This is a genomic window from Modicisalibacter sp. (assembly GCF_055145905.1).
Genome location: NZ_JBSREH010000016.1, coordinates 74,283 through 98,500 on the forward strand (window position 1 = coordinate 74,283; position 24,218 = coordinate 98,500).

The 24,218-nt window shown below is 67.2% G+C and carries 22 protein-coding genes; 15 read left to right on the plus strand and 7 right to left on the minus strand.

Annotated features, from left to right (window positions below):
* The first annotated feature begins 137 nt into the window (after positions 1–137).
* Positions 138–1,727 (plus strand): peptide chain release factor 3, encoded by a 1,590-nt coding sequence (locus ACTCB7_RS05885; protein WP_463005914.1) that lies wholly within the window; start codon positions 138–140, stop codon positions 1,725–1,727.
* 30 nt (positions 1,728–1,757) lie between these two features.
* A complete protein-coding gene (locus ACTCB7_RS05890) occupies positions 1,758–2,525 on the plus strand; it encodes a TatD family hydrolase (RefSeq protein ID WP_463005915.1) in 768 nt (255 codons plus the stop codon).
* Positions 2,526–2,548: 23 nt separating this feature from the next.
* On the opposite strand, the gene ygfZ is transcribed toward ACTCB7_RS05890, so the two are convergent.
* Positions 2,549–3,598 (minus strand): CAF17-like 4Fe-4S cluster assembly/insertion protein YgfZ, encoded by a 1,050-nt coding sequence (ygfZ, locus tag ACTCB7_RS05895; protein ID WP_463005916.1) that lies wholly within the window; start codon positions 3,596–3,598, stop codon positions 2,549–2,551.
* 137 nt (positions 3,599–3,735) lie between these two features.
* Between ygfZ and ACTCB7_RS05900 the strand changes: the two genes are divergently transcribed.
* From ACTCB7_RS05900 to uvrB, 3 genes are read left to right on the plus strand one after another with little or no spacing between them, the layout of a single operon-like run.
* Positions 3,736–3,930, plus strand: a complete 195-nt coding sequence (locus ACTCB7_RS05900; protein WP_463005917.1) for a hypothetical protein — start codon at positions 3,736–3,738, stop codon at positions 3,928–3,930.
* Positions 3,931–3,942: 12 nt separating this feature from the next.
* Complete coding sequence (locus tag ACTCB7_RS05905; RefSeq protein ID WP_463005918.1) at positions 3,943–4,359, plus strand: OsmC family protein; 417 nt, start codon at positions 3,943–3,945, stop codon at positions 4,357–4,359.
* A 31-nt stretch (positions 4,360–4,390) separates the two neighbouring features.
* Entirely contained in the window at positions 4,391–6,421 is a 2,031-nt protein-coding gene (gene uvrB / locus ACTCB7_RS05910; RefSeq protein ID WP_463005919.1) for an excinuclease ABC subunit UvrB, read from the plus strand.
* Positions 6,422–6,476: 55 nt separating this feature from the next.
* Here the strand turns inward: uvrB and ACTCB7_RS05915 are convergent, their stop codons facing one another.
* Complete coding sequence (locus tag ACTCB7_RS05915) at positions 6,477–8,273, minus strand: thiamine pyrophosphate-requiring protein (protein WP_463005920.1); 1,797 nt, start codon at positions 8,271–8,273, stop codon at positions 6,477–6,479.
* 48 nt (positions 8,274–8,321) lie between these two features.
* Positions 8,322–9,899, minus strand: a complete 1,578-nt coding sequence (locus tag ACTCB7_RS05920; RefSeq protein ID WP_463005921.1) for an FMN-binding glutamate synthase family protein — start codon at positions 9,897–9,899, stop codon at positions 8,322–8,324.
* A gap of 249 nt (positions 9,900–10,148) precedes the next feature.
* Here ACTCB7_RS05920 and ACTCB7_RS05925 point away from each other — a divergent pair, with 249 nt between their 5' ends.
* The 3 genes from ACTCB7_RS05925 (at position 10,149) to ACTCB7_RS05935 (ending at position 14,347) form a co-directional block, all read left to right on the plus strand.
* Complete coding sequence (locus ACTCB7_RS05925; protein WP_463005922.1) at positions 10,149–11,654, plus strand: fumarate hydratase; 1,506 nt, start codon at positions 10,149–10,151, stop codon at positions 11,652–11,654.
* Positions 11,655–11,844: 190 nt separating this feature from the next.
* Complete coding sequence (gene cls / locus ACTCB7_RS05930; RefSeq protein ID WP_463005923.1) at positions 11,845–13,263, plus strand: cardiolipin synthase; 1,419 nt, start codon at positions 11,845–11,847, stop codon at positions 13,261–13,263.
* Between the two features lie 166 nt (positions 13,264–13,429).
* A complete protein-coding gene (locus ACTCB7_RS05935) occupies positions 13,430–14,347 on the plus strand; it encodes a LysR substrate-binding domain-containing protein (RefSeq protein WP_463005924.1) in 918 nt (305 codons plus the stop codon).
* 22 nt (positions 14,348–14,369) lie between these two features.
* On the opposite strand, the gene ACTCB7_RS05940 is transcribed toward ACTCB7_RS05935, so the two are convergent.
* Positions 14,370–15,467 (minus strand): bifunctional nicotinamide-nucleotide adenylyltransferase/Nudix hydroxylase, encoded by a 1,098-nt coding sequence (locus ACTCB7_RS05940; RefSeq protein ID WP_463005925.1) that lies wholly within the window; start codon positions 15,465–15,467, stop codon positions 14,370–14,372.
* Positions 15,468–15,601: 134 nt separating this feature from the next.
* Here ACTCB7_RS05940 and ACTCB7_RS05945 point away from each other — a divergent pair, with 134 nt between their 5' ends.
* Together ACTCB7_RS05945 and ACTCB7_RS05950 are read left to right on the plus strand one after the other, a co-directional pair.
* Entirely contained in the window at positions 15,602–16,507 is a 906-nt protein-coding gene (locus ACTCB7_RS05945) for a YihY/virulence factor BrkB family protein (protein WP_463005926.1), read from the plus strand.
* Positions 16,508–16,558: 51 nt separating this feature from the next.
* On the plus strand, positions 16,559–16,831 hold the full coding sequence (locus ACTCB7_RS05950; RefSeq protein ID WP_463005927.1) for an acylphosphatase: 273 nt from the start codon (positions 16,559–16,561) through the stop codon (positions 16,829–16,831).
* A 7-nt stretch (positions 16,832–16,838) separates the two neighbouring features.
* Here ACTCB7_RS05950 and ACTCB7_RS05955 read toward each other — a convergent pair whose 3' ends face one another.
* The 3 genes from ACTCB7_RS05955 to ACTCB7_RS05965 all read right to left on the minus strand — a co-directional run bounded on the left by ACTCB7_RS05955 (position 16,839) and on the right by ACTCB7_RS05965 (position 19,793).
* Positions 16,839–17,783: a nucleoside hydrolase gene (locus ACTCB7_RS05955; RefSeq protein ID WP_463005928.1), complete on the minus strand. Its 945-nt coding sequence runs from the start codon at positions 17,781–17,783 to the stop codon at positions 16,839–16,841.
* Between the two features lie 35 nt (positions 17,784–17,818).
* Positions 17,819–18,739 (minus strand): ribokinase, encoded by a 921-nt coding sequence (locus ACTCB7_RS05960; RefSeq protein WP_463005929.1) that lies wholly within the window; start codon positions 18,737–18,739, stop codon positions 17,819–17,821.
* A 109-nt stretch (positions 18,740–18,848) separates the two neighbouring features.
* Positions 18,849–19,793 carry a D-2-hydroxyacid dehydrogenase gene (locus ACTCB7_RS05965; protein ID WP_463005930.1) on the minus strand — a complete coding sequence of 315 codons (945 nt, stop codon included), beginning with the start codon at positions 19,791–19,793 and terminating at the stop codon, positions 18,849–18,851.
* Positions 19,794–19,985: 192 nt separating this feature from the next.
* Between ACTCB7_RS05965 and ACTCB7_RS05970 the strand changes: the two genes are divergently transcribed.
* The 5 genes from ACTCB7_RS05970 (at position 19,986) to ruvA (ending at position 24,212) form a co-directional block, all read left to right on the plus strand.
* Positions 19,986–20,246, plus strand: coding sequence for an FmdB family zinc ribbon protein (locus ACTCB7_RS05970; protein WP_463005931.1), 261 nt, complete (start codon positions 19,986–19,988; stop codon positions 20,244–20,246).
* A 76-nt stretch (positions 20,247–20,322) separates the two neighbouring features.
* Positions 20,323–22,104, plus strand: coding sequence for an aspartate--tRNA ligase (gene aspS, locus ACTCB7_RS05975; RefSeq protein WP_463005932.1), 1,782 nt, complete (start codon positions 20,323–20,325; stop codon positions 22,102–22,104).
* Positions 22,105–22,201: 97 nt separating this feature from the next.
* Positions 22,202–22,951, plus strand: coding sequence for a YebC/PmpR family DNA-binding transcriptional regulator (locus ACTCB7_RS05980; RefSeq protein ID WP_463005933.1), 750 nt, complete (start codon positions 22,202–22,204; stop codon positions 22,949–22,951).
* A 42-nt stretch (positions 22,952–22,993) separates the two neighbouring features.
* Positions 22,994–23,533, plus strand: a complete 540-nt coding sequence (ruvC, locus tag ACTCB7_RS05985) for a crossover junction endodeoxyribonuclease RuvC (RefSeq protein WP_163648682.1) — start codon at positions 22,994–22,996, stop codon at positions 23,531–23,533.
* Positions 23,534–23,606: 73 nt separating this feature from the next.
* Complete coding sequence (gene ruvA, locus ACTCB7_RS05990; RefSeq protein WP_163648680.1) at positions 23,607–24,212, plus strand: Holliday junction branch migration protein RuvA; 606 nt, start codon at positions 23,607–23,609, stop codon at positions 24,210–24,212.
* The last annotated feature ends 6 nt before the right edge of the window (positions 24,213–24,218 follow it).

The window sequence follows — 24,218 nt, forward strand, 5'->3', positions numbered from 1 at the left end:
TCCCCTTGAGCAAGCGCGTGCGTGCTGACGACATTCCGCGCCTGTCACGCTACAATCGCGGCCATTCTGCAAGCCATGCCATCCGGGTGCGCCACCGAAGCGCACCGGGCCGAGCACCAATCAGCGATACCTCATTCATGACAGATACCCAGATAGCGCGTGAAGCCGAGCTGCGCCGCACGTTTGCGATAATCTCGCACCCCGACGCGGGGAAGACCACCATCACCGAGAAGCTGCTGCTGTTCGGCAATGCCATCCAGCTGGCCGGCTCGGTGAAGAGCAAGCGCAACGACCGCCATGCCACCTCCGACTGGATGAAGATGGAGCAGGAGCGCGGCATCTCGGTGACCACCTCGGTGATGCAGTTCCCCTACAAGGGGCGCATCGTCAACCTGCTCGACACCCCCGGGCACGAGGACTTCTCCGAGGACACCTACCGCACGCTGACCGCGGTGGATTCGGCGCTGATGGTGATCGACGGCGCCAAGGGTGTCGAGGATCGCACCATCAAGCTGATGGAGGTGTGCCGGCTGCGTACCACGCCGATCCTCACCTTCATCAACAAGATGGACCGCGACATCCGCGACCCCATCGAGGTGATGGACGAGGTCGAGACGGTGCTCAACATCCAGTGTGCCCCGATGACCTGGCCGATCGGCATGGGCCGGCACTTCAGGGGCGTCTACCATCTCTACGACGACGTCATCCACCTCTACAAGCAGGGCCAGGGCAACCGCATCCCCGATGATGTGCGCATCGAGGGGCTCGATAGCCCCGAGGTCGACGAGGTGCTGGGCGCCGACCAGGCCGAGGAACTGCGCATGGAGGTCGAGCTGGTGCGCGGCGCTTCCCACACCTTCGATCTCGAGGCCTATCGGCGTGGCGAGCTGACGCCGGTCTACTTCGGTACCGCCATGGGCAACTTCGGGGTGCGCGAGATGCTCGACGGCTTCGTCGAGTACGCCCCCATGCCGCAGCCCCGCGAGACCGACACCCGCGAGGTGGCGGCGGGCGACGAGCGCTTCACCGGGTTCGTCTTCAAGATCCAGGCCAACATGGACCCCAAGCATCGCGACCGGGTGGCCTTCCTGCGCGTCTGTTCGGGCAAGTACGAGAAGAATATGAAGATGCGTCATGTGCGCATCGGCAAGGACGTCAAGATCGCCGATGCCCTGACCTTCATGGCCTCGGACCGCGAACATGTGGAGGAGGCCTGGCCGGGTGACATCATCGGGCTGCACAATCACGGCACCATCCAGATCGGCGATACCTTCACGCTCGGCGAGGATATGCGCTTCACCGGCATCCCGCACTTCGCGCCGGAGTTGTTCAAGCGCGTCCGGCTCCGGGACCCGTTGAAGATGAAGGCGCTGCAGAAGGGCCTGCAGCAGCTCTCGGAGGAGGGCGCGACCCAGGTCTTCATGCCGCTGGACAACAATGACCTGATCGTTGGTGCGGTCGGGGCGCTGCAGTTCGACGTGGTCGCTCATCGCCTCAAGGAGGAGTACAAGGTCGACTGTATCTACGAGGGGGTCAACGTCCAGACCGCGCGCTGGGTCTACTGCGACGATGCCAAGAAACTCGACGAGTTCCGGCGCAAGGCGAGCACCAACCTGGCGCTCGACGGCGGCGGCTACCTGACCTATCTGGCGCCGACCCGGGTCAACCTGCAGATGACCCAGGAGCGCTGGCCGGAGGTGCGCTTCAACGCCACCCGCGAGCACTGAGCGGGCATCGTCCGGAGCCCTTGAAAGCGTATGCTGATCGACGCCCATTGCCATCTCGACTTCGCGGCCTTCGACGAGGATCGCGACGACGTCTTCACGCGGGCCCGCGAGGCCGGCGTTGGTCACTTCGTTGTCCCGGGCACCACGCGTGCCGCCTGGGATGACGTGTTGGCGCTCGGCACCCGGGAGGACGTCAGTGTCTGCCTCGGCCTGCACCCCTATTTCACGGAGCGGCATGGCGAGGGGGATGTCGAAGCGCTGGCGCAGGCTCTCGACGCACATCCCGAGGTGGTGGCGGTGGGTGAATGCGGCATCGACGCGCGTTTCACGGACAGCCTGGACGCCCAGTGGCGGCTGTTCGATGCTCAGGTGCGACTGGCCAGGGATCGGCGCCTGCCGCTGGTGATTCACTGCGTACAGTGCAACGACAAGCTCGCCAAGCGACTGCGCCAGCTGGCACCGCCGGCCGGCGGGCTGATCCATGCCTTTGCCGGCAGCCCCGAGCAGGCCCGGGCGTTCCTCGATCTGGGCTTCGTTGTGGGGCTGGGCGGGGCGGTGACCTATCCGCGTGCCCGGCGGCTGGCCCGCATGGTCGCGGCATTGCCGGATGATGGCTATGTGCTTGAAACCGACAGCCCCGACATGCCGCTGTGCGGCTTTCAGGGGCAACGCAACGAGCCGGCCCGGGTCGCTCGGGTGGCCGAGCGCGTCGCATCGCTGCGCCGCCAGGAGGTGGCGGAGATCGCCGCGCGGAGTTCGGCCACCGCGCGGCGCCTCTTCGGTCTGGGTGGTGGCTGAGTCCGAGGCTGAAGGCCGGGGAGTCAGCCGGCGTCCGCCGCCAGGCTTTCCGGGTCGAGGCGTTCCAGCGCATAGGGCAGCTTGAGCCGCTGCAGCGGCTGCCCCGCCACGCTCAGCGGCTCGGGTACCTCGCGGGTGGTCAATACGGCGAGAATCTCGGCCTTGTCGTGGGCGTCCAGCGCCGCGGCGACCACCTCACCCCGGGGCTTGCCGTCGGCATCGGTCACCTCGTCGCCGATTGTCGGCAGCGTGGCGCCGCCGAGCTGGGCACGAACCAGGCGCTTCTTGACCTGACCGCGAAAGTGCGCGCGGGCGACGACCTCCTGGCCGGTGTAGCAGCCCTTCTTGAAGCTCACCCCGCCGAGCGCCTCCCAGTTGAACATCTGCGGCAGATAGGCGTCCTGCTGGCCGGCGTCCAGCCAGGCCAGACCGGCCTGGACGTCCTGCCATTGCCAGACGGCGTTGCCCATCGCCACGGCATTGCGGGCGAGGGCCTCCCAGGCTTCGCGGGCCGCCGCCGTGGGCAGGCACAGCAGCAGGCGCGGCAGACTGCCGGGATGACGCAGCACCACCCCCTCGCCGAGCCGAGCCTGATGCCAGACGGCCGGCGGGCGCACGTCCAGGCGTGTCTCTAGCAGCGCCGGGGCATCGCGGCCGCTAAGGCCGATCAGCGCCAGGTCGTCGCGGGCATGCAACGTGACCTGATAGAAGGGGGCAAACTTGCCCAGATGGGCGCGCAGCGGCTCGACCAGTCCGGCCGTCATCACCAGCCAGTAGGTGTCCGGGGCAGGGTGCAGCAGCTGCGCATTGGCCAGCATGCGCCCCTTGGGCGTGCAGAAGGCCGTGGGCGCGGCGAGGTCGCCGTCGGCCAGGTCGAGCTGGGCGCTGGTCTGGCCCTGCAGGAAGCGCCTGGCGTCGCTGCCGCTGACTTCCAGTACCCCGAGGTGGACGAGCGGCATCAGGGCCGTCGCCTCCTGGGCCTGATGTGCCTGGTGTGGATCGCCGAAATCGCGATGGCGGTCGTCGACGCGACGCGCGCCCAGGCCGTCGAGGTAAGCGTTCCAGTCGGTCATTCTCTCTCCCTTGCCAGGCCGTCGATTCACTGACTGCAATGTGGGGGCGCCGCGCGAAAATGCAAGACGCTCGATGCCGCGGGCGGCGTGCTAGACTGGGCGTTCCACGCGCGGCTCGAGCAACGAGGAGAGAACCCATGGCGCAGGGCATTTCACTGACCTTCACCAATGTCGATGATGCGGACACCGTCAACCGGCTGACCACGGCGCTGATGATGGTCGACGGGGTCGAGAGTGCCGAGGTGGGCCGCCACGGCGCGGAAGTCGAGGGCCGGGTGACACGCGAGGCGCTGCTGCGTGCCGTGCGCAAGCTGGGCGTCGAGGCACGCTGAGAGGAGAGGGCAATGAGCATTACCGTCAGCAGTGTCGATGCGCAGGGGCTGCGCCAGCGTGTCGTGGTCGACTCCTTCGAGGAACTGTTCGCCGACGCCCCCGTGGTGGTCGGTGGCGACGAGACGGCGCCGGACCCCCACGACTATTTCGACCTGGCGCTGGGCACCTGCAAGGCGATCACCGCGCGGATGTACGCGCGGCGCAAGGGCTGGCCGCTCGAGGCGGTCGAGGTGCAGGTGACCCGCAACGATCGCGAGGAGCGCCACGGCCGCTACGACCTCGACGTGGCGCTCAGCTTCACGGGGCCGCTGGATGCCGACCAGCGCCGGCGGCTCGCCGAGATCAGCGATCGCTGCCCGATCCATCGCCTCATGACCGACGCCACGGTCACCATCCGCACGACGCTGGAGGAGGCCGCGGGCGCTTGAAGTTGTCCCCGGGCGCCTGCATCTCACCGTCATGAGCAAACCATTCCGCATCCAGTCGCAGTATCGCCCGGCCGGTGACCAGCCGACGGCCATCGACGGCCTGGTCAGGGGGCTCGAGGCCGGCCTGGCCTACCAGACCCTGCTGGGCGTGACCGGCTCGGGCAAGACCTTCACCATGGCCAACGTGGTCGAACGCCTGCAGCGCCCGACCATCGTGCTGGCGCCCAACAAGACCCTGGCCGCCCAGCTCTACGGCGAGTTCAAGTCGTTCCTTCCCGACAACGCCGTGGAGTATTTCGTCTCCTACTACGACTACTATCAGCCGGAAGCCTATGTGCCGTCGTCGGACACCTTCATCGAGAAGGATGCCTCGATCAACGACCATATCGAGCAGATGCGGCTGTCGGCCACCAAGGCGCTGCTCGAGCGCCGTGATGCGCTGATCGTTGCCTCGGTGTCGGCGATCTATGGTCTCGGCGATCCGGACCAGTACCTGAAGATGCGGCTGCACTTCAACCGCGGGGAGCTGATCGACCAGCGCTCCTTCCTGCGGCGGCTCGCCGAGCTGCAGTACACCCGCAACGACATGGACTTCCGGCGCGGCACCTACCGGGTGCGTGGCGACGTGATCGACATCTTCCCCGCGGATGCCGAGGAAGAGGCGGTGCGCGTCGAACTGTTCGACGACGAGATCGAGTCGATCCGGCTGTTCGATCCGCTGACCGGCGAGCTGCGCGACAAGGTACCGCGCATGACCATCTACCCCAAGAGCCACTACGTGACGCCGCGCGAGACGATCCTCGAGGCAACCGAGCATATCAAGGCGGAACTCGCCGAGCGTCTCGAGTGGCTGCGCAGCAACGACCGGCTGGTCGAGGCCCAGCGTCTCGAGCAGCGCACCCTCTACGATATCGAGATGATGCTCGAGCTGGGCTACTGCAACGGCATCGAAAACTACTCGCGCTATCTGTCCGGGCGGGCGCCGGGCGAGCCACCGCCGACCTTCTTCGACTACCTGCCCGACGATGCCATCCTGTTCATCGACGAGTCCCACGTCAGCGTTCCCCAGGTGGGCGGCATGTACAAGGGCGACCGCTCGCGCAAGGAGACGCTGGTGGAATATGGCTTCCGTCTGCCCTCGGCACTGGACAACCGGCCGATGACGTTCGAGGAGTGGGAGCGCATCTGCCCGCAGACGGTGTTCGTCTCGGCCACGCCGGGCCCCTACGAGGCCGAGCATGCCGGCCAGGTGGTCGAGCAGGTGGTGCGTCCCACCGGGCTGCTCGACCCCGAGGTCGAGGTGCGTCCGGCCTCCACCCAGGTCGACGACCTGCTCTCGGAGATCCGCTTGCGCAACGAGGTCGGCGAGCGGGTGCTGGTCACCACCCTGACCAAGCGCATGGCCGAGGACCTGACCGAATACCTCGACGAGCACGATGTCCGTGTCCGCTACCTGCACTCGGATATCGACACCGTCGAACGGGTGGAGATCATTCGTGACCTGCGGCTGGGCAAGTTCGACGTGCTGGTGGGGATCAACCTGCTGCGCGAGGGGCTCGACATTCCCGAGGTGTCGCTGGTGGCGATTCTCGATGCCGACAAGGAAGGCTTCCTGCGCGCCGAGCGTTCGCTGATCCAGACCATCGGCCGTGCCGCCCGCAACGCCAACGGCAAGGCGATCCTCTACGGCGACCGGGTCACCGACTCGATGCGCCGGGCGATCGACGAGACCGAGCGGCGTCGCGCCAAGCAGATCGCCCACAACGAAACACATGGCATCGTGCCGCGGACCGTCACCAAGTCGGTCGCCGACATCATGGAAGGCGCCCAGACCCCGGGCAAGAAGGGCGCGCGCCGCAAGGGCGAGCGCAAGGTGGCCGAGCCGGCCGGCGAGTATGGCCTGGAAACCCTGCGCACGCTGTCGGTGCCCGAACTGACCCGCGAGATCGCCAGGCTCGAGGACGCCATGCACGAGGCGGCCCAGAACCTCGAGTTCGAGGAGGCGGCGCGCCTGCGCGATCAGGCCCAGGCGCTCAATGCGCGGCTGCTCGAACTGAAATGACCCGGTGTCGAGGCGGCGGCCCTGCGGGGCCGCCGCCTCGCTCGGGCTCTGCCGGCTAGTCCTTGTCCTTGTGACGACCCAGCAGGGTGCGGCCCAGCTGCTTGGCGGAGAGCCGGGCATGATGCGTGGCCGAGTCGTCGCCCTTGAGCATCGAGGCCAGGTAGTGCCTGGCCTGCTCGAGCTTGATATGCGGCGGCAGCGGCGCCACGTCGCCATCGGTGTAGGCATTGATCACCACCGGCCGGTCGGCGGCGAAGGCCTGATCCCAGACCTGGTCGATCTCCTCGGCGCGTTCCAGGCGCAACCCTTCCAGCCCCAGCAGGCGGGCGTACTCGTCGAAGGCGAAGTCGGGCAGGTCCTGCGAGGTGGTGAAGCGCGGGTCGCCCTCCATGACCCGCTGCTCCCAGGTCACCTGGCTGAGGTCGCGGTTGTTGAGCACCAGCACGATGCAGCGCGGGTTCTCCCACTCGCGCCAGTACTTGGCCAGGGTGATCAGGGCCTGGTTGCCGAGCATCTGCATGGCGCCGTCGCCGACCATGGCCACCGCCGGGCGCTGCGGGTGGGCGAACTTGGCGGCCAGCAGGTAGGGAATGCCATTGCCCATCGAGGCCAGACCGCCGGACACCGAGCCGAGCATGCCGCGGCGGACCTTGATGTAGCGGGCGTACCAGTTGGTGGCGCTGCCCACGTCACAGGCGAGCATCGCGTCATCCGGCAGGCGCGGCGAGAGGGCCTGGAACAGCCGCTGCGGGTTGATGGGGCTGGCGTCGGTGGCGGCGCGCTCGTCGGTGATCCGCCACCAGTCGTCGATCCACTCCTGGACGCGCCCGTGCCATGTCCGGTCGTCCTTGTAGGCGACCCGCTCGGTCAGGGCGGCCAGGGTGCCGCGGGCATCGCCATGCAGGTTGATCTCGGTGGGATAGCGCAGCCCCAGGGCCGCGGGGGCGACATCGATCTGCACGGCGCGCGCCTGGCCCGACTTGGGCAGGAACTCGGCATAGGGAAAGCGGGTGCCGACCAGCAGCAGGGTGTCGCACTCCTCCATCATCTTCTCGCTGGCCTCGGTACCCAGCAGGCCGATGGTGCCGGTCACCCCGGGCGCGTCGTCGGGGATCATGGTCTTGGCCAGGATCGCCTTGGCGATACCGGCGCCGAGACGATCGGCGAGGGTCAGCAGTTCATCGACGGCGTGCTTGACGCCGGCGCCGGCGAGGATCGCCACCTTCTCGCCCTGGTCGAGCAGGGCGGCCGCGGCGTCGAGATCGGCCGGCTCGGGGAGGCGTTGCGGGCGGCGGTAGCCGACCCCCGAGAAGACCGCGCCGTGAGTGGCGGGCGGGTCGGCCATGGGCAGGTCCTGCACGTCGTTGGGCAGGATCACGCAGGTCACGGTGCGTTCGGCGATGGCGATGCGCAGCGCCTGGTCGATGACGTGCCGGGCCTGGGCGGGCTCGGTGACCATCTGCACATAGTCGCCGGCGACGTCCTTGTAGAGCGCGATCAGGTCGAGCTCTTGCTGGTAGTCGGTGCCCAGGCTCATGCGCGCCTGCTGACCGACGATCGCCACCGCCGGCATGTGGTCCTTGCGCGCGTCGTACAGGCCGTTGAGCAGATGCACCGCCCCCGGGCCCGAGGTCGCCACGCACACCCCCACCTCGTCGCTGAACTTGGCATGGCCGCTGGCCATGAAGGCGGCGACTTCCTCGTGGCGCGGCTGGATCAGGCGCGGCCCGTCCTCGGCGCGGCGCAGGGCGGCCATGAAGCCGTTGATGCCGTCGCCGGAATAGCCGTACAGGCGCCCGACGCCCCACTCCTTGAGACGCGAGACGATGAAGTCGCTGACCGTGTCTGACATGCTTTCCCTCCTCTGGATGTGCGTGAAGCCGTTCGGCATCGTGCCGGGTCAGAAGCGCTCGGCCCGGGCGGCTTCCCAGTACGGGGCATAGGCCTCGGGGATCTCGCCGTCCTCGAGCAGCTGGCCCGGCCTGAGCGGGACGATGCTGGTCCGATAGGGGTGGGCCGGCGTGTAGTCGTTGCGGTGGTAGATCATGTCCGGCGTGAGCCGGTCGGGATGATCGACCCCCAGGGCCCCGGCGAGTTCGCGAAACGCCTTGAGGGTGCCGTGGTGGTAGTTGGCGACCCGCCAGGCCTTCTCGTCGACGTTGATGGCGCGGCTGCGCCGGGGGTCCTGGGTGGTGACACCGGTGGGGCACTTGTTGGTGTGACAGCGCCGTGCCTGGATGCAGCCCACCGAGAACATGAAGGGGCGTGCGGCGTTGCACATGTCGGCGCCCAGCGCCATCTTCACCACCATGTCGAAGCCCAGGGCGACCTTGCCGCTGGCGATCAGCTTCATGTCGTCGCGCAATCCGGTGCCGACCAGGCACTGGTGGACGAAGGGCAGCGCCTCGTTGATGTAGTTGCCCAGCCGGTCGGAGAACTCCTGGGGAGCGGCGCCGGTGCCGCCTTCGGCGCCGTCGATGGTGATGAAGTCGGGGCGGATGCCCGTCTCGAGCATGGCCTTGCAGATGCTCAGGAACTCGCTGCGCTTGCCCAGGCACATCTTCATGCCCACCGGCTTGCCGCCCGAGAGCTCGCGCAACCGCTCGATGAACTCCAGAAGGCCGATCGGCGTGTCGAATTCCGGGTGCGAGGCCGGCGACTGGCAGTCCTCGCCCTCCGCGATCTGGCGCGTCTCGGCGATCTCGCGGTTGACCTTGGCGGCGGGGAGCAGGCCGCCGTGCGAGGGCTTGGCGCCCTGGGACAGCTTGAGCTCGATCATCTTGACCTGGTCCTCGCGGGCCTTTTCGCGAAAGGTCTCGGCGTCGAAACGGCCCTCCTGGGTCCGGCAGCCGAAGTAGGCGGTGCCCAGCTCCCAGATCAGGTCGCCGCCGTGGCGCTGATGATAGGGGCTGATGGCGCCCTCGCCGGTGTTGTGGGCGAAGCCGCCGCGCTTGGCGCCCAGGTTCATGGCGAGAATCGCCGTCGACGACAGCGAACCGAAGCTCATGGCCGAGATGTTCAGGCGTGAGGCTCGGTAGGGTTGCGTGCACTGCGGGCCGCCGACGGTCAAACAGGTGACGTCCTTCGGCACGTCCTTGGGGACCAGCGAGTGTTCGGCAAACTCGTAGCCGGCGGCCTCGAAATCCCGCAGGGTGCCGAACGGCGAGGCGTCCGAGCTGCCGTCCGCCCGGGCATTGATCAGGGTGCGCTGGGCACGGCTGAAGGGTCGGCCGCTCTGCTCGGATTCGAAGAAGTACTGGCGCAGTTCGGGGCGAACGAACTCCAGCATGTAGCGAAGATGGCCGATGACGGGGTAATTGTTGAGCACGTTGTGCCGCGAGCGCAGGTCGTAAAGGCCGAGGGCGGCGAAGACCGCCCAGGCGATGAGCAGATAGCCTGCCGGGGGCCAGAACGGCCACCAGAGCAGGATGACGACGAGCGCGGCGAACAGCGCCGTGGCGAAGTGTCGACGGTACATGGGCATCCTTGCGCGTTGGGGTTTCGGGTATCGTGCGGGCGGCAGTGCCGGCGCCGAGGATACCTTGGCAAGTCTGGTAACAATCCCGGCGACTTGCAAAGTTCCTCCTTCCCGGGAGGTGGCCTCCCGGCGTCGGGGCGCTGCCGTGCCCGGGCCGGATGCGGTATACTGCGCTCCCCCGGAGGCTTGTCGCCGCGCGTCCCGCATCGGGCGGCGAGCCGCTTGTCACCCGCAAGGAGTCCCTGCTTCATGACCGTGATTCGCCAGGACGATCTGATCCAGAGCGTTGCCGACGCCCTGCAGTACATTTCCTACTACCACCCCAAGGATTTCATCGAGGCCATGCATGCGGCCTACGAGCGTGAGGAAAACCCGGCGGCCCGGGACGCCATCGCGCAGATCCTCATCAACTCGCGCATGTGTGCGACCGGCCATCGGCCGATCTGTCAGGACACCGGCATCGTCACCGTCTTCGTGCATGTGGGCATGAACGTTCGCTTCGAGACCGACATGAGCCTCGACGACATGATCAACGAGGGTGTGCGCCGCGCCTACACGCTGCCCGACAACGTGCTGCGGGCCTCGGTGCTGGCCGATCCGGACGGCAAGCGCCAGAACACCCGCGACAACACCCCGGCGGTGATCCATCACAAGCTGGTACCGGGCGACACCGTCGAGGTGCACGTCGCCGCCAAGGGCGGCGGCAGCGAGGCCAAGTCCAAGTTCGCCATGCTCAACCCCTCCGACAGCGTGGTCGACTGGGTGCTCGAGCAGCTGCCGAAGATGGGCGCCGGCTGGTGCCCGCCGGGCATGCTGGGCATCGGCATCGGCGGTACCGCCGAGAAGGCCATGGAGCTGGCCAAGGAGTCGCTGCTCGACCCGATCGACATTCAGGAACTCCAGGCGCGCGGTGCCGCCAATCGCGCCGAGGAGCTGCGCCTCGAGCTTTACGACAAGGTCAACAAGACCGGCATCGGTGCCCAGGGGCTGGGCGGGCTGACCACGGTGCTCGACATCAAGGTCAAGGATTACCCGACCCACGCCGCCAACAAGCCGGTGGCGATCATCCCCAACTGCGCGGCCACTCGGCACGTGCATTTCACCCTCGACGGCAGCGGTGCCGCCGAACTTCCGGCGCCGAAGCTCGAGGACTGGCCGGAAATCACCCGCGAGGCCGGCGGCGATGTCAAGCGCGTCAACCTCGACGACGTGACGCCGGAAGAAGTACGGAGCTGGCAGCCCGGCGACACCCTGCTGCTCAACGGCAAGCTGCTGACCGGTCGCGATGCCGCTCACAAGCGCATGGTCGACATGCTGGCGAAGGGCGAAGCGCTGCCTGTCGACCTCAAGGGCCGTTTCATCTACTACGTCGGCCCGGTCGACCCGGTAGGCGACGAGGTCGTGGGCCCGGCCGGTCCGACCACCGCCACGCGCATGGACAAGTTCACGCGCACTATGCTCGAACAGACCGGCCTGCAGGGCATGGTCGGCAAGGCCGAGCGCGGTCCGGTGGCGATCGAGGCGATCCGCGACAACAAGGCCGTCTACCTGATGGCCGTGGGCGGTGCCGCCTATCTGGTCGCCCAGGCGATCAAGAAGGCCCGCGTGGTGGGCTTCGAGGATCTGGGCATGGAAGCGATCTACGAGTTCGAGGTCGAGGACATGCCGGTCACCGTGGCCGTGGACAGTGAAGGCACCTCGGTCCACCAGACCGGCCCGACCAAGTGGAAGGCGATCATCGCCGAGCGCGCCTGAACCGCGTGATCGAACGCCGCCCGGCCGGGCCGGGCGGCCGTTCATCTATCCCTCCGCCTCGCCATCCGCTACCGTGGGCGCTCATCGTGACAACGAGGCCCGTGATGACCTGCCTGGCATCCATCCGTAACCCTGGCCACAGTCGCCGCCGCTGCGACAGTCGTGCCTTTCGTCGTGGGGAGTCCCGATCATGACGTCCGGGCTGCTGGGGCTCATTCTTTTTCTGTTCCATGCCGTGGGCACGGCGTCGGCCGTCGTGGCGCTGATGTCCAGCCGCACCTCACAGGGGGCGGTGGCCTGGATCATTTCGCTGGTGACCTTTCCCTACCTGGCCCTGCCAGCCTACTGGGTCTTCGGGCGCCCGCGCTTCTACGGGTATGTCTCCGCCCGCGGCGAGCGCGACACGGTGCTGCGCCGGGTACTGTTGCGCTATCGGCCGCTGATCGAGCCGTATCTCGCCGATGCCCGGCAGGGCAACGTGCGGGCCGTCGAGAAACTGGCGATGATGCCCCTGACTAGCGGCAATCGCGCCGAGCTGCTCGTCGACGGTCAGGCCACCTTCGACAGCGTGTTCGCCGGCATCGATTCGGCACGCCACTACGTGCTGGTACAGTTCTTCATCATTCGCCGCGACCGGCTGGGCCGGATGCTCAAGGAACGGCTCGAGAACAAGGCGCAGCAGGGCGTGCGGGTCTATCTGCTCTACGACGAGATCGGCAGCCACGCGCTTGACGACGGCTATCTCGAGGACCTGCGCCGCGCCGGCGTCGAGGTCAGTGCCTTCAACTCCTCGCGCGGGCTGCGCCACCGCTTCCAGCTGAATTTCCGCAACCATCGCAAGATCGTGGTGGTCGACGGTGCCCAGGGCTGGACCGGCGGGCTCAACGTGGGCGTCGAGTATCTGGGCGAGAACCCGCGCCACGGCCCCTGGCGGGACACCCATCTGCGGCTGACGGGGCCCAGCGTGCTGGGGCTGCAGGAGGCATTCTGGGAAGACTGGCACTGGGCCACCGGGCGGGTGATCGACCTGACCTGGACACCGCAGGTGACCTGCGAGGAGTGTCAGAACGTGGTGGTGGTGCCTTCCGGCCCGGCCGACGGCCAGGAGACTGCCAGCCTGTTCGTGCAGCACAACATCAACAGTGCCCAGCACCGGTTGTGGGTCACCAGTCCCTATTTCGTGCCTGACCAGGGCGTGCAGGATGCGTTGCGTCTGGCGGCGATGCGTGGCGTCGACGTGCGGGTGATGATGCCCGAGCGCCCCGACCATCTGCTGGTCTTTCTCTCGGCGTTCTCCTTCCTGCCCGACATGATCCGTGCCGGCGTCAAGATATACCGTTATCAGCCCGGTTTTCTGCATCAGAAGGTGATGCTTGTCGACGATCACAGTGCCGCCGTGGGTACCGTCAATCTCGACAATCGCTCGTTCCGCCTCAACTTCGAGATTATGGCGTTCATCCCCGATGACGCCTTTGCCGACGAGGTGCGGCAGATGCTGGAGCGCGACTTTACCCGCTGTCGCGAGGTGACGCTCGAGGAGCTGCAGCAGCGCCCCCTCTGGCGCAAGCTGGTTTCCCGGGCCGCCTATCTGATGGCCCCGATCCAGTAAGCCGGCGGTGCGTCGAGGCAGTCGGGAGGCAGGACAGTTACCCGCGGCGGGACGGGTTGTTGCAAAACCTCGACAGGAGCCGTGGAGCCCCGGCGTGCGCTTGAGTAAACTCGCGGGCTGGTGTGATTGATCTCGCTCGTTCTTCTCATCGGCAAGTGGAGTCGCGGTGAACCTCGAAACCAAGTGGCTGGAAGACTTCGTGGCCCTGGCCAACACGCGCAGCTTCTCGGCGTCGGCCCGTCAGCGCCATGTCACCCAGCCGGCCTTCAGCCGGCGGATTCGTTCCCTGGAGCAGGCGGTCGGCGCGACGCTGGTGGATCGCTCGACCACGCCGGTGGGACTGACGCCGGAGGGCCAGCTGTTTCTGGTCACTGCGCGCAACCTGGTCGAGCAGCTCAGCGAGTGCCTGGGCCATCTGCGCGGCCTGGCCATGGCCAACGAGGCGCTGGACATCGTCGCCGCCCATTCGCTGGCGCTGGCGTTCTATCCGCGCTGGATTTCGCGCCTGCAACAGGGTGTCGGCGAACTGCCGACGCGCCTGGTGGCCATGAACGTGGGGGACGCCATCCATGTGCTGCGCGAGGGCAATTGCGACCTGATGCTCGGCTATCACGATTCCTATGCCACCATGCAGCTCGATGCCGAGGTCTTCCCCTCGTTCTCCATCGGCAAGGCGATGATGATACCGGTGTGCGTTCCCGACGACGCGGGGCGGCCGCGCTTTCCGCTGGAGGGGGAGGCGGCGATTCCCTTCCTTTCCTATACCCAGGGCGCCTTTCTCGGGCGCAGCGTGCGCATGCTGCTCAAGAACGACCCGACCCGGTTGCGTCTCAAGACCGTCTACGAAACCGCCATGGCCGAGGGGCTCAAGGGCATGGCCCTGCAGGGCGTGGGCATGGCCTGGATTCCCGATTTCTGCATTCGCGACGAGCTGGCCGACGGCCGTCTGGTGCGCGCCGGCGACAGCGTATGGGATATCCCGCTGGAAGTCCGCCTCTACCGCTGCTCGCTGGTTCACAAGCCGGGCGTGGAGCGTCTCTGGCGGCAGATGACCAAGCTGCCGAGTGATTTTCTGCGCGCCTGATCGTGGCCGTTGGCCGGAATGCTCAGGGGCTGGCCCAGCCGGCGGGCAGGCCGAGAAAGTTCTGGATAATGAAGAAGTGATCCTCGAACAGGGTTTCCGGTTCGAGATCGGCCAGCGCCACCCAGCGGGCCTGATCGCCGCCGCGGGCGGGCTTGAGCCGGGGTAGCTGCTGCTCCGGACGCAGGGCGAAGTAGAAGGCTTCGGCCAGGGTGCGCCCCCGCCAGCTGCGGTGTGGGTCATCGAACAGGCGCTGATCGCGCAGGGACCCCTTGAGTACCGGCTCGGGCACCTTGAGTCGCACGCGCTCCCGCAGTTCCCGCAGGCAGGCGTCGAGCAGGCGCTCCTGCGGGTGGATGAACCCGCCGGGCAGCGCGAAAAGCCCCTTGCCCGGGGCCGCATTGCGTCGCACCAGCAGCACGTGACCGGACTGTACCACCACGGCATTGACGGTGACGAAGATCGGCGGATAGGGCGCCTGGGCCCAGGCCCGCTGGTACTGTTCCAGCAGGTGCTGCTCCTCCAGCAGCTGGGCGCATGACGACGTGGCCATGAAGGCATTCAGCGCCTGGTGCACCGGACGTGGCAGGTCGTGCGCGGCATCGCCGTCCAGATAGGCGTCGCCGGAGGCCCGCGAATGGAAGAGCTGCTCGCGGATGTGGCTGGCGGAAATCCCCTCCACCAGTGGCACGCTGACCGACTCCCATTGCGGGAACAGGCTCAGGTAATAGCTCGACTGGCCGCGGCTGGCGCCGATCAGCCCGATACGCGGCAGCTTGCCATGGCTGGGACGGGCCACGTCGCGCACCTTGCGCTGCACGTCGCGGACCCAGACGTCGTCGTTGTAGAGCGCATCGAGCAGTGGCTCGATCTCCAGACGGCCGTTGTCGGTGGCGTCGAAGGCGCTGCGCAGCATGTCGCGGCGCTCCTCGAAGCGCCAGGGGTTGCGAAGCGAACGGGCCTGCCAGGCGGAGCCGATCAGCACGATGACCTGTCTCGCCCGCTTCAGGGCCTCCCGGATCACCGCCAGATGCCCCAGGTGCGGCGGCTGAAAGCGACCGATGAACACCAGGCAGTCGAAGTCGGGATAGGCTGGCGGTGTCTGTGCGGGGGTGGGCACCATCGGGTCTCCGGTCGAAAGGGCGCGGCCATTATGGTGGCCGACCTCGGGGGCTGCAAGGTGGCCTCGTGACACGCGACTTGTCGTCGGTGCGACGTCGGTTATGCTGGGAATTCTTCATGGACCGGGAGCCCGTCGTGCCTGTCGAGAGTCTGCGCCGAGGCGTACACATTCTGCGTTCCGCGGTGCTGTCGTGGCTGGCCTGCAATGCCTTCAGCTTTGCGGGGTCGCTGGCCTTCTATACGCTGTTTTCGCTGGCGCCCACGGTGATTATCGCGGTTGCGGTGCTGGGTGTGGTGCTCGGCGAGCCGGCCGCCCAGGCACAGATCGTCGCCCATCTGCAGACACTGGTCGGCCCCGAGGCGGCAGATGCGGTTCGCCGTGCCGTGGTGGCGGCTCGGCCCGCGATGTCGGCTCGGTTGCCGGCGCTGGTGGGTGCCGGGGTGCTGCTGATCGGGGCGACCACGGTCTTCGCCCAGCTGCAGTATTCGTTCAACGTGCTGTGGGGCGTCACCGCCAACCCGCATCGCAGCAGCCTGCTGATCTGGGCCAAGCAGCGTCTGCTGTCCCTGGCGGTGGTGCTGTCGATCGGTTTCGTGCTACTGGTCTCGCTGGTGCTGGGGGTGGTGCTGCGCAGCACCTTCCATTTTCTGGGCGACTGGCTGCCCTGGAGCGAGCGGCTGCTGAGTGGCGGGGAGCTGGCGGTTTCGCTGCTCGTCGCGGCGCTGTTCTTCGCGGCACTGTTCAAGGTTCTGCCCGACGTGGTGCTCGGCTGGCGGGATGTGTTGCCCGGGGCGGCCATTACAGCCGTGCTCTTTTCCCTGGGACGTTACGCGATTGCCGCCTATCTGGCGTATACCGCCACCGCTTCGACCTACGGCGCCGCGGCGTCACTGGTGTTGCTGCTGTTATGGGTTTACTACAGTTCCCTTATCGTCCTGTTCGGCGTGGCCCTGACCCGGGCGCATTACGAGTCCCGGGGGCGAACGATCCAGCCGCGTGGCGTGGCCGTGCGCGTGCGGCGCGAACTGCTGGAGGGATGATGTCGCGCTACGCCTGGGGCGATCGGCAGCAGGATTATCAGGAGGTGACTAATGAGCCAGCGTTGTGTACAGGCGCGGGTGACCGGCAAGGTCCAGGGCGTATGGTTTCGGGCTGCCACCCAGTCCCAGGCCCGGGAAGCCGGGGTGACGGGCTACGCGGCGAACTGTGAGGATGGCAGCGTCGAGGTGGTCCTGTGTGGCCATCGCGAGGCCGTGGACAGCGTCGTGGATTGGCTGTGGCAGGGGCCACCGGCAGCGCAGGTGACCCATGTCGAGGCGGTCGATATCGTCTGGCAGCCTCACGACGACTTCACGACACTTTAGGCGGGAATCAGCCGCCCAGGGTCTCGACGATCCAGTCGATCACGGCCGGTCCGTCGGCATTCAGGCAAACCTCGGCCAGTGGGGTGGTGGACCACTGTTCGGTGATGAACTGACGCCCTTCGGGGGCGAAGACGGTTTGCCCCATGGCGGGGCCCTCGGTCACCACAGTCAGGTGGCCGCGCTGGGTCGTGAACAGCTCCGGCTTCATCAGCCAGGCCAGCGAGCAGCTGTCGTGTGGGCAGCAGCCATCGATGCCCAGGAACTGCTGGTAGAAGGCCTTGTAGAAGGTATAGCTCTCGGCGAGTACGCGTCCCAGTTCGCCCTGGGCGGCGGCGATTCGTGCCATGGCGTCGGGGTCGAGAACGCAGCGATGCGTGGCATCGAGCCCCACCAGGGTGAGCGGCCAGCCGGCGGTGAGCACGCGAGCGCCGGCGTGAGGGTCGTTGTACAGGTTGGCCTCGGCCACCGGCGTCACGTTCCCGCCCTCGCGAATCGAGCCCCCCATGATCACCACCCGTCTGACCCGGTCGACGATACCGGGATCGAGCTGCAGGGCAGCCGCGAGATTGCCCAGCGGCCCCACGGCGACCAGGGTGACCTCGCCGGGGCGCGCGTTCACGGTGTCGACGATGAACTGGGCGGCGCTCACCGGCTGCGGTTTGCCCGAGACGGCCGGCAGGTCGATGTTGCCCAGGCCGTCGGCGCCATGGATGTGTGCGGGCGCCGGTGCCTTGGGCTTGACCAGCGGTGCCGCGGCCCCCTGCGCGACGGGGATCGACTGGCCGGCCAGCTCGCCGAGCAGCAGGGCGTTGTGAGTCGCCGTCTCGACCTCGACGTTGCCGAAGGTGGTGGTCAATCCCAGCAGCTCGATGTCGGGGTGGGCGAGGGCGATGGCAATCGCCTGGGCGTCATCCACGCCGGGGTCGGTGTCGAAGATGATGGGGGTTGCCATGCAGGCCTCCTTGCGTTGATGCGATGAAAGAACGCTCAGCTTTCGTCGAGCGTCAGCGCGTCCCAGTCGCGGGTGACGTCGGCCACCTCACTGGCGACCGGAATGCTGGGGGCCGCTCCTTCGCGCTGGACGCAGAGCGCGGCCGCGGCGCTGGCCAGGCGCAGGGCCGGGACGACTTCCTGCCCCTGCTGGCGCGCTGCCATGAAGTAGCCGATGAAGGTGTCACCGGCGGCCGTGGTATCGACTGCCTCGACCGGGTGGGCCGGTAGACGCAGCCGCCGTGTATCGTCCTGATAGCAGACACCATCGCCTCCCAGGGTCAGCACTACCTCGCAGCCGGGAAGGCGCCGACGCAGCGCTGCCAGCAGGACGTCCAGAGCGTCGTTCTCGCTGTAGCCGACGAGGGTGGCGGCTTCGCCGCGATTCAGGAACAGCAGTCGGCACTGCTCGAGCGGCAGGCGCAGGACGTTGGCCGCCATCGGTGCCGGATTGAAGGCGATATTGACCCCCTGGGCGACGGCACGGTTCATCAGGCGGTCCAGTGCATTGCACTCGTTCTGCATCAGCAGCCAGTCGCCCGGCTGAACGGAGGTCATCAGGGCATCGAGGCGGCTATCGGTGAAGCCGTGATTGGCGCCGGGGTGGAGGATGATGGCGTTTTCGCCGCGATCGTCGACCTGAATCAGGGCGTGGCCACTGGGCTCGGCGGTCAGTTCGATATGCACGGTATTGACGCCGGCGCTGGCCAGCGTCTCCAGCGCCCAGCGATCATGCTGGCCGAGTCGACCCCAATGCGTGACCTGGCCACCGGCGCGGGCCACCGCCAGCGACTGGTTGGCGCCCTTGCCGCCCAGCACCTGGCGATAGCCGTGACTGGTCAGGGTCTCGCCGGGCCTGACCAGGTGCGGAACCCGGTAGACGTGATCGATGTTCACCGAACCATAGTTGAAAAGCATGTGGCCTCCGCGGGCACCTTGGCCTCGCCACGCGCTACAGCGTAGCGAGTGCCTCGATAAGTGAGCAAGTCAGGTTCTTTTTATACCGTTATCTTAAGTTACTACCACCTCACCATTGATTTGATTGCCGATAAGTCTTCAGGTTTTCCACCGTAAGGGCGATAACGTTCGCCCGCGCTTCGGGGCTGATCCAGGCATTGTGCGGTGTGACGATCAGGTTGATCGGCTCGCTCAATGCAGCCAGCAGCGGGTGGCCTTCACGCGGGGGCTCCTTGGGCAGCACATCGACGGCCAGGCCGCCCAGTCGGTCTTCGCGCAGGGCGCTGAGGGCGGCTTCTTCGTCGATGATGCCGCCGCGCGCGCAGTTGACCAGCAGAGCGTCCGGCTTGAGGCGGGCGATCAGGGCATCGTCGACCAGGTGGCGGGTGGCCTCGGTCAGGGGGCAGTGGAGGCTGATGATGTCGGCCTCGGGGGCCAGGTCGGCCAGCGACGGGCGAGTGTCATGCACCTCGTTGCCGGGGCGGGCGGCGAAGCGCACGTCCATGCCGAAGGCCTCGGCGAGCCGGGCCACGGCGCGGCCGAGCTCACCGCTGCCGACAATGACCAGGCGCTTGCCGTCGAGCTGCAGAGTGCGATGGTCGAGTAGACAGAAGATCGGGGCACGCTGCCAGGCGCCGTTGCGTAAATCGTGCTGATAGCAGGGCAGCCGGTTGGCGAGGCTGAGCATCAGCATCAGGGTGTGCTGGGCGACGCTGGCCGTGCCGTAGGCGGTGACATTGCGTACGGTGATGCCATGGCGTTCGGCGGCGGCCATGTCGATGTTGTTGGTGCCCGTCGCCAGTACACAGATCAGCCGCAGGTCGGGCAGTTCGGAAAGGAGGGTGTCGTCGAGCACGACCTTGTTGACCAGGGCGACCTCGGCGCCGGCCAGCCGCTCGCGACACTGGTCGGGGCGGGTGAGCTCATGTACATCGAGACTGTCGACTTGGCGGCGGATCGGTTCGAGGTCGATATCGTCACCGAGAGTGGCGGCGTCCAGCAGTACGGCTTTCATGCGGTTCCCTTGTCTTGGCAGGTCGTGGGTGACGGCCCCGGCAGCACAACTTGCCCGCCGGGGGCCGCAACACGCTATAATATGCGGCTTTCGCGGCAGGCTTGGAAAGCACGGCGAGCGGCCACATATCGGGAATCGCCGGGCCCGTGTCGGGGCCTGCGGTCAAGATTCCGTCACAGAGTGATTAGAACGATGCCCATCTACGAATATGAGTGCAAGGCCTGTGGCCATCGTCTGGAAAAGCTGCAGAAGATCAGCGCGCCGGCGCTGACGGACTGTCCGGCCTGCGAGGCCAGCGAGCTGTCGCGGCTGGTGTCCGCGGCCGGCTTCCGGCTGGCGGGCGGCGGCTGGTACGAGACCGACTTCAAGTCGGGCGGCACCAAGCGCAACCTGGCCGGCGAGTCCGGCAAGGGCGGCGATGCCACGTCGTCGGGGGCCGCGACGAACGGCTAGGCCTCGGCCTGACAACAACCCCGCCGGCGGCGGCCGGCGGTGGCACACCTTACCTAGCAACGAAACAGGATTTGACATGCGCAGCCATTATTGCGGCCAGTTGAACGAGACTCTGGTGGATCAGGAGGTCACGCTCTGCGGGTGGGTCCACCGCCGCCGTGACCACGGCGGGGTCATCTTCCTCGACATGCGCGATCGCGACGGCATCGCCCAGGTCGTGGTCGATCCCGACACCCCCGAGGCGTTCGCCAGCGCTGACCGTGCCCGCAGCGAGTTCGTGCTGCGCATTCGCGGGCGCGTGCGTATGCGCCCGGAGGGCACCCAGAACCCGGGCATGCCCACCGGCCTGATCGAGGTGCTGGCCAAGGATGTCGAGGTGCTCAACACCGCCGCGACACCGCCGTTCCAGCTCGACGAGCACGGCAAGGTCGGCGAGGAGGTGCGTCTCAAGCACCGCTACATCGACCTGCGTCGTCCGGAGATGATCGACAAGCTGCGGCTGCGCTCGCGGATCACCCACAGCGTGCGCGCCTACCTCGAGGGCGAGGGCTTCCTCGACATCGAGACGCCGATTCTCACCCGCGCCACGCCGGAGGGCGCCCGTGACTACCTGGTGCCCAGCCGTACCCACGAGGGGCAGTTCTTTGCCCTGCCGCAGTCGCCGCAGCTGTTCAAGCAGCTGCTGATGGTGTCCGGGCTGGACCGCTACTACCAGATTGCCAAGTGCTTCCGCGACGAGGACCTGCGCGCCGACCGTCAGCCGGAATTCACCCAGATCGACCTCGAGGCCTCGTTCGTCGACGAGGATGCGATCATGGGCATCACCGAGCGCATGATCCGCCAGCTGTTCAAGGATGTACTCGACGTCGAGCTGCCCGAGTTCCCGCGCATGCCCTATGCCGAGGCCATGCGTCGCTTCGGTTCCGACAAGCCGGACCTGCGCATTCCGCTGGAGCTGGTGGATGTCGATGACCTGATGAAGGATGTCGACTTCAAGGTGTTCTCCGGCCCGGCCCGGGCCGACGACGGCCGCGTGGCGGCGCTCCGGGTGCCGGGCGGCGCCCGCCTGACCCGCAAGGAAATCGACGAGTACACCCGCTTCGTGGGTATCTACGGCGCCAAGGGGCTGGCCTGGATCAAGGTCAACGAGCGCGCCAAGGGCCTCGAAGGACTGCAGTCGCCGATCGTCAAGTTCATGGACGGCATCATCGAGACGCTGCTCGATCGCGTGGGTGCCGAGGACGGCGACATCATCTTCTTCGGTGCCGACACGGCACGCGTCGTCAGTGAGGCGATCGGCGCGCTGCGCGTCAAGCTGGGCGAGGATCTCGAGCTCTACACGCAGGCGTGGGCGCCGCTGTGGGTGGTCGACTTCCCGATGTTCGAGGATGACGGCAGCGCTCGCCTGCAGGCGTTGCACCATCCGTTCACGGCGCCGTCCTGTGATGTCGAGACGCTGCGCGCCAACCCGGCCGAGGCGCTGTCGCAGGCCTATGACATGGTGCTCAACGGCACCGAGCTGGGAGGCGGCTCGATCCGTATCCACGACCAGGCCATGCAGCGCGCGGTTCTCGACGTGCTGGGCATCGGCGAGGAAGAGGCCAACGAGAAGTTCGGCTTCCTGCTCGACGCCTTGAAGTTCGGTGCACCGCCCCATGGCGGTCTGGCGTTCGGCCTTGACCGTCTGGTGATGCTGATGACCGGCGCCCGCACCATCCGCGAAGTGATCGCCTTCCCGAAGACCCAGAGCGCGGCGTGCCTGATGACCGATGCGCCGGGCGAGGTCAGCGCCGAGCAGCTCAAGGAGCTCAACATTCGGCTGCGCCACAAGCCCAAGGTCGGCGACGACGCCTCGTGAGCCCGAGCGGCTAGCGTCGGCGACGACGTTTCTCTCCCATCCACACCGGCGCCCCTGACTCCAGCGGCGCCGGTCTTGTTGATCAGGAGGCTATTTCATGGCTGGCCACAGCAAATGGTCGAACATCAAGCACCGCAAGGCGGCCCAGGATGCCCGGAAGGGCAAGATCTTCACCAAGCTGATTCGTGAGCTGACGGTGGCGGCGCGCGAAGGCGGCGGCGAGCCTGCGGACAACCCGCGGCTGCGGGCGGCCATCGACAAGGCGCTGGCCAACAACATGACCAAGGACACCATCCAGCGTGCGGTCGATCGGGGCGCCGGCACCGGCGACGACGACACCATGGAGGAGGCCGTCTACGAAGGTTACGGGCCGGACGGGGTGGCCATTTACGTCGAGTGCCTGACCGACAACCGCAATCGCACGGTGTCCGACGTGCGCCACGCCTTCAACAAGCACGGTGGCAACCTGGGCACGACCGGGTCGGTGGCGTTTCTGTTCAGCAAGCAGGGGCGCTTGAGCTTTCCCGCCGGCAGCGACGAGGAGGCGATCATGGAGGCGGCGCTGGAAGGCGGCGCCGAGGACGTGACTACTCACGATGACGGGGCCATCGAGGTCATCACCACGCCGAAGGCTTTCGGCGAGGTGAAGGATGCGCTCGCGACTGCAGGGCTGGATCCCGAGCGCAGCGAGGTGGGCATGTTCCCCGAGAGCTACTCGACCATTGCCGATGGCGAGGTGGCACGCCAGGTGATCAAGCTGTTCGAGCGTCTCGAGGATCTCGACGACGTGCAGAACGTCTATTCCAATGCGGACTTTACCGATGACGTGCTCGCCGAGCTGGAGTGACCCGGATCCCGGTTCGCCGGCCGCCGGACCGGGGAGGGGGCGATGATCGTGCTGGGGATCGACCCGGGCTCGCGAATTACCGGCTACGGCGTGCTGGATGTCTCGGGCGCACGCCCGGCCTATGTGGCCAGTGGCTGCATTCGCATCCAGCCCGGCGAGCTGGCCCAGAAGCTGGCCCAGGTCTACGCCGGGGTCGCCGAGCTGATCGCGTGGCATGCCCCCGCGGTATTCGCCATCGAGCAGGTCTTTCTCGCGCGCAACCCGGACTCGGCGCTCAAGCTGGGGCAGGCCCGGGGCACGGCGATCGTGTGTGCCGCCAACCACGGTCTGCCGGTCCACGAGTACGCCGCCCGCCAGGTGAAACAGGCGGTGACCGGCACCGGCGCGGCGGACAAGGCGCAGGTCCAGCACATGGTGATGGCACTGCTGTCGCTCAATGCTACGCCCCCGGAGGACGCCGCCGATGCCCTGGCCATCGCCCTGACACACGCCTATGCCAGCCGCGGGCTGTTGCCGGAAGCACGCCGTGGACGTCGGCGCGGCGGTCGACAGGCGTGGCGCGAGTTCACGCCCGATACCTGATCCGGACGCTGCTGGCCAGCCGCGGGGGCGATCAGTATAGTGATTCCCCAGTCATACCAAGGGACGCAAGTGCATGATTGGACGCCTGCGAGGCACCGTGCTGGAAAAACAGCCCCCCTGGCTGGTCATCGATGTCCAGGGCGTCGGTTACGAACTGGAAGCCTCGATGAACACGCTGCTGGCCTTGCCCGGGATCGGCGAGACCGTTCAGCTCCATACCCACCTCAGCATTCGTGACGATGCGCACCTGCTTTACGGCTTCATCAATGAGCCCGAGCGGGCCCTGTTTCGCGCTCTGATAAAGGTCAACGGGGTCGGCCCCAGGCTGGCGCTGGCGATCCTGTCCGGCATGGAACAGGATCAGTTCATTCGTTGCGTCATGGACAACGACGTCAAGGCGCTGACCCGGCTGCCGGGCGTCGGCAAGAAGACGGCCGAGCGGCTGATCGTCGAGATGCAGGATCGCTTTCCGCACTGGACCGGCGGTGACGAGGCATTGCCACTCGGCGAGGCGCCGTCTCCGGTACCGGCGAGCGACCCACGCGCCGATGCGGAGGCGGCGCTGGTATCGCTGGGCTACAAGCCCACCGAAGCGGCCCGCCTGCTCTCCGGGCTGGAGGAAGACCTCTCCACCGAGGCGCTGATCAAGGCGGCCCTGTCGCGCCAGTTCACGGGATGACGCATC

Coding starts and splice junctions, on each gene's coding strand:
- ACTCB7_RS05885 (WP_463005914.1), top strand. CDS start 138: ATGACAGATACCCAGATAGCGCGTGAAGCCGAGCTGCGCCGCACGTTT.
- ACTCB7_RS05890 (WP_463005915.1), top strand. CDS start 1,758: ATGCTGATCGACGCCCATTGCCATCTCGACTTCGCGGCCTTCGACGAG.
- ygfZ (WP_463005916.1), bottom strand. CDS start 3,598: ATGACCGACTGGAACGCTTACCTCGACGGCCTGGGCGCGCGTCGCGTC.
- ACTCB7_RS05900 (WP_463005917.1), top strand. CDS start 3,736: ATGGCGCAGGGCATTTCACTGACCTTCACCAATGTCGATGATGCGGAC.
- ACTCB7_RS05905 (WP_463005918.1), top strand. CDS start 3,943: ATGAGCATTACCGTCAGCAGTGTCGATGCGCAGGGGCTGCGCCAGCGT.
- uvrB (WP_463005919.1), top strand. CDS start 4,391: ATGAGCAAACCATTCCGCATCCAGTCGCAGTATCGCCCGGCCGGTGAC.
- ACTCB7_RS05915 (WP_463005920.1), bottom strand. CDS start 8,273: ATGTCAGACACGGTCAGCGACTTCATCGTCTCGCGTCTCAAGGAGTGG.
- ACTCB7_RS05920 (WP_463005921.1), bottom strand. CDS start 9,899: ATGTACCGTCGACACTTCGCCACGGCGCTGTTCGCCGCGCTCGTCGTC.
- ACTCB7_RS05925 (WP_463005922.1), top strand. CDS start 10,149: ATGACCGTGATTCGCCAGGACGATCTGATCCAGAGCGTTGCCGACGCC.
- cls (WP_463005923.1), top strand. CDS start 11,845: ATGACGTCCGGGCTGCTGGGGCTCATTCTTTTTCTGTTCCATGCCGTG.
- ACTCB7_RS05940 (WP_463005925.1), bottom strand. CDS start 15,467: ATGGTGCCCACCCCCGCACAGACACCGCCAGCCTATCCCGACTTCGAC.
- ACTCB7_RS05950 (WP_463005927.1), top strand. CDS start 16,559: ATGAGCCAGCGTTGTGTACAGGCGCGGGTGACCGGCAAGGTCCAGGGC.
- ACTCB7_RS05955 (WP_463005928.1), bottom strand. CDS start 17,783: ATGGCAACCCCCATCATCTTCGACACCGACCCCGGCGTGGATGACGCC.
- ACTCB7_RS05960 (WP_463005929.1), bottom strand. CDS start 18,739: ATGCTTTTCAACTATGGTTCGGTGAACATCGATCACGTCTACCGGGTT.
- ACTCB7_RS05965 (WP_463005930.1), bottom strand. CDS start 19,793: ATGAAAGCCGTACTGCTGGACGCCGCCACTCTCGGTGACGATATCGAC.
- ACTCB7_RS05970 (WP_463005931.1), top strand. CDS start 19,986: ATGCCCATCTACGAATATGAGTGCAAGGCCTGTGGCCATCGTCTGGAA.
- aspS (WP_463005932.1), top strand. CDS start 20,323: ATGCGCAGCCATTATTGCGGCCAGTTGAACGAGACTCTGGTGGATCAG.
- ACTCB7_RS05980 (WP_463005933.1), top strand. CDS start 22,202: ATGGCTGGCCACAGCAAATGGTCGAACATCAAGCACCGCAAGGCGGCC.
- ruvC (WP_163648682.1), top strand. CDS start 22,994: ATGATCGTGCTGGGGATCGACCCGGGCTCGCGAATTACCGGCTACGGC.
- ruvA (WP_163648680.1), top strand. CDS start 23,607: ATGATTGGACGCCTGCGAGGCACCGTGCTGGAAAAACAGCCCCCCTGG.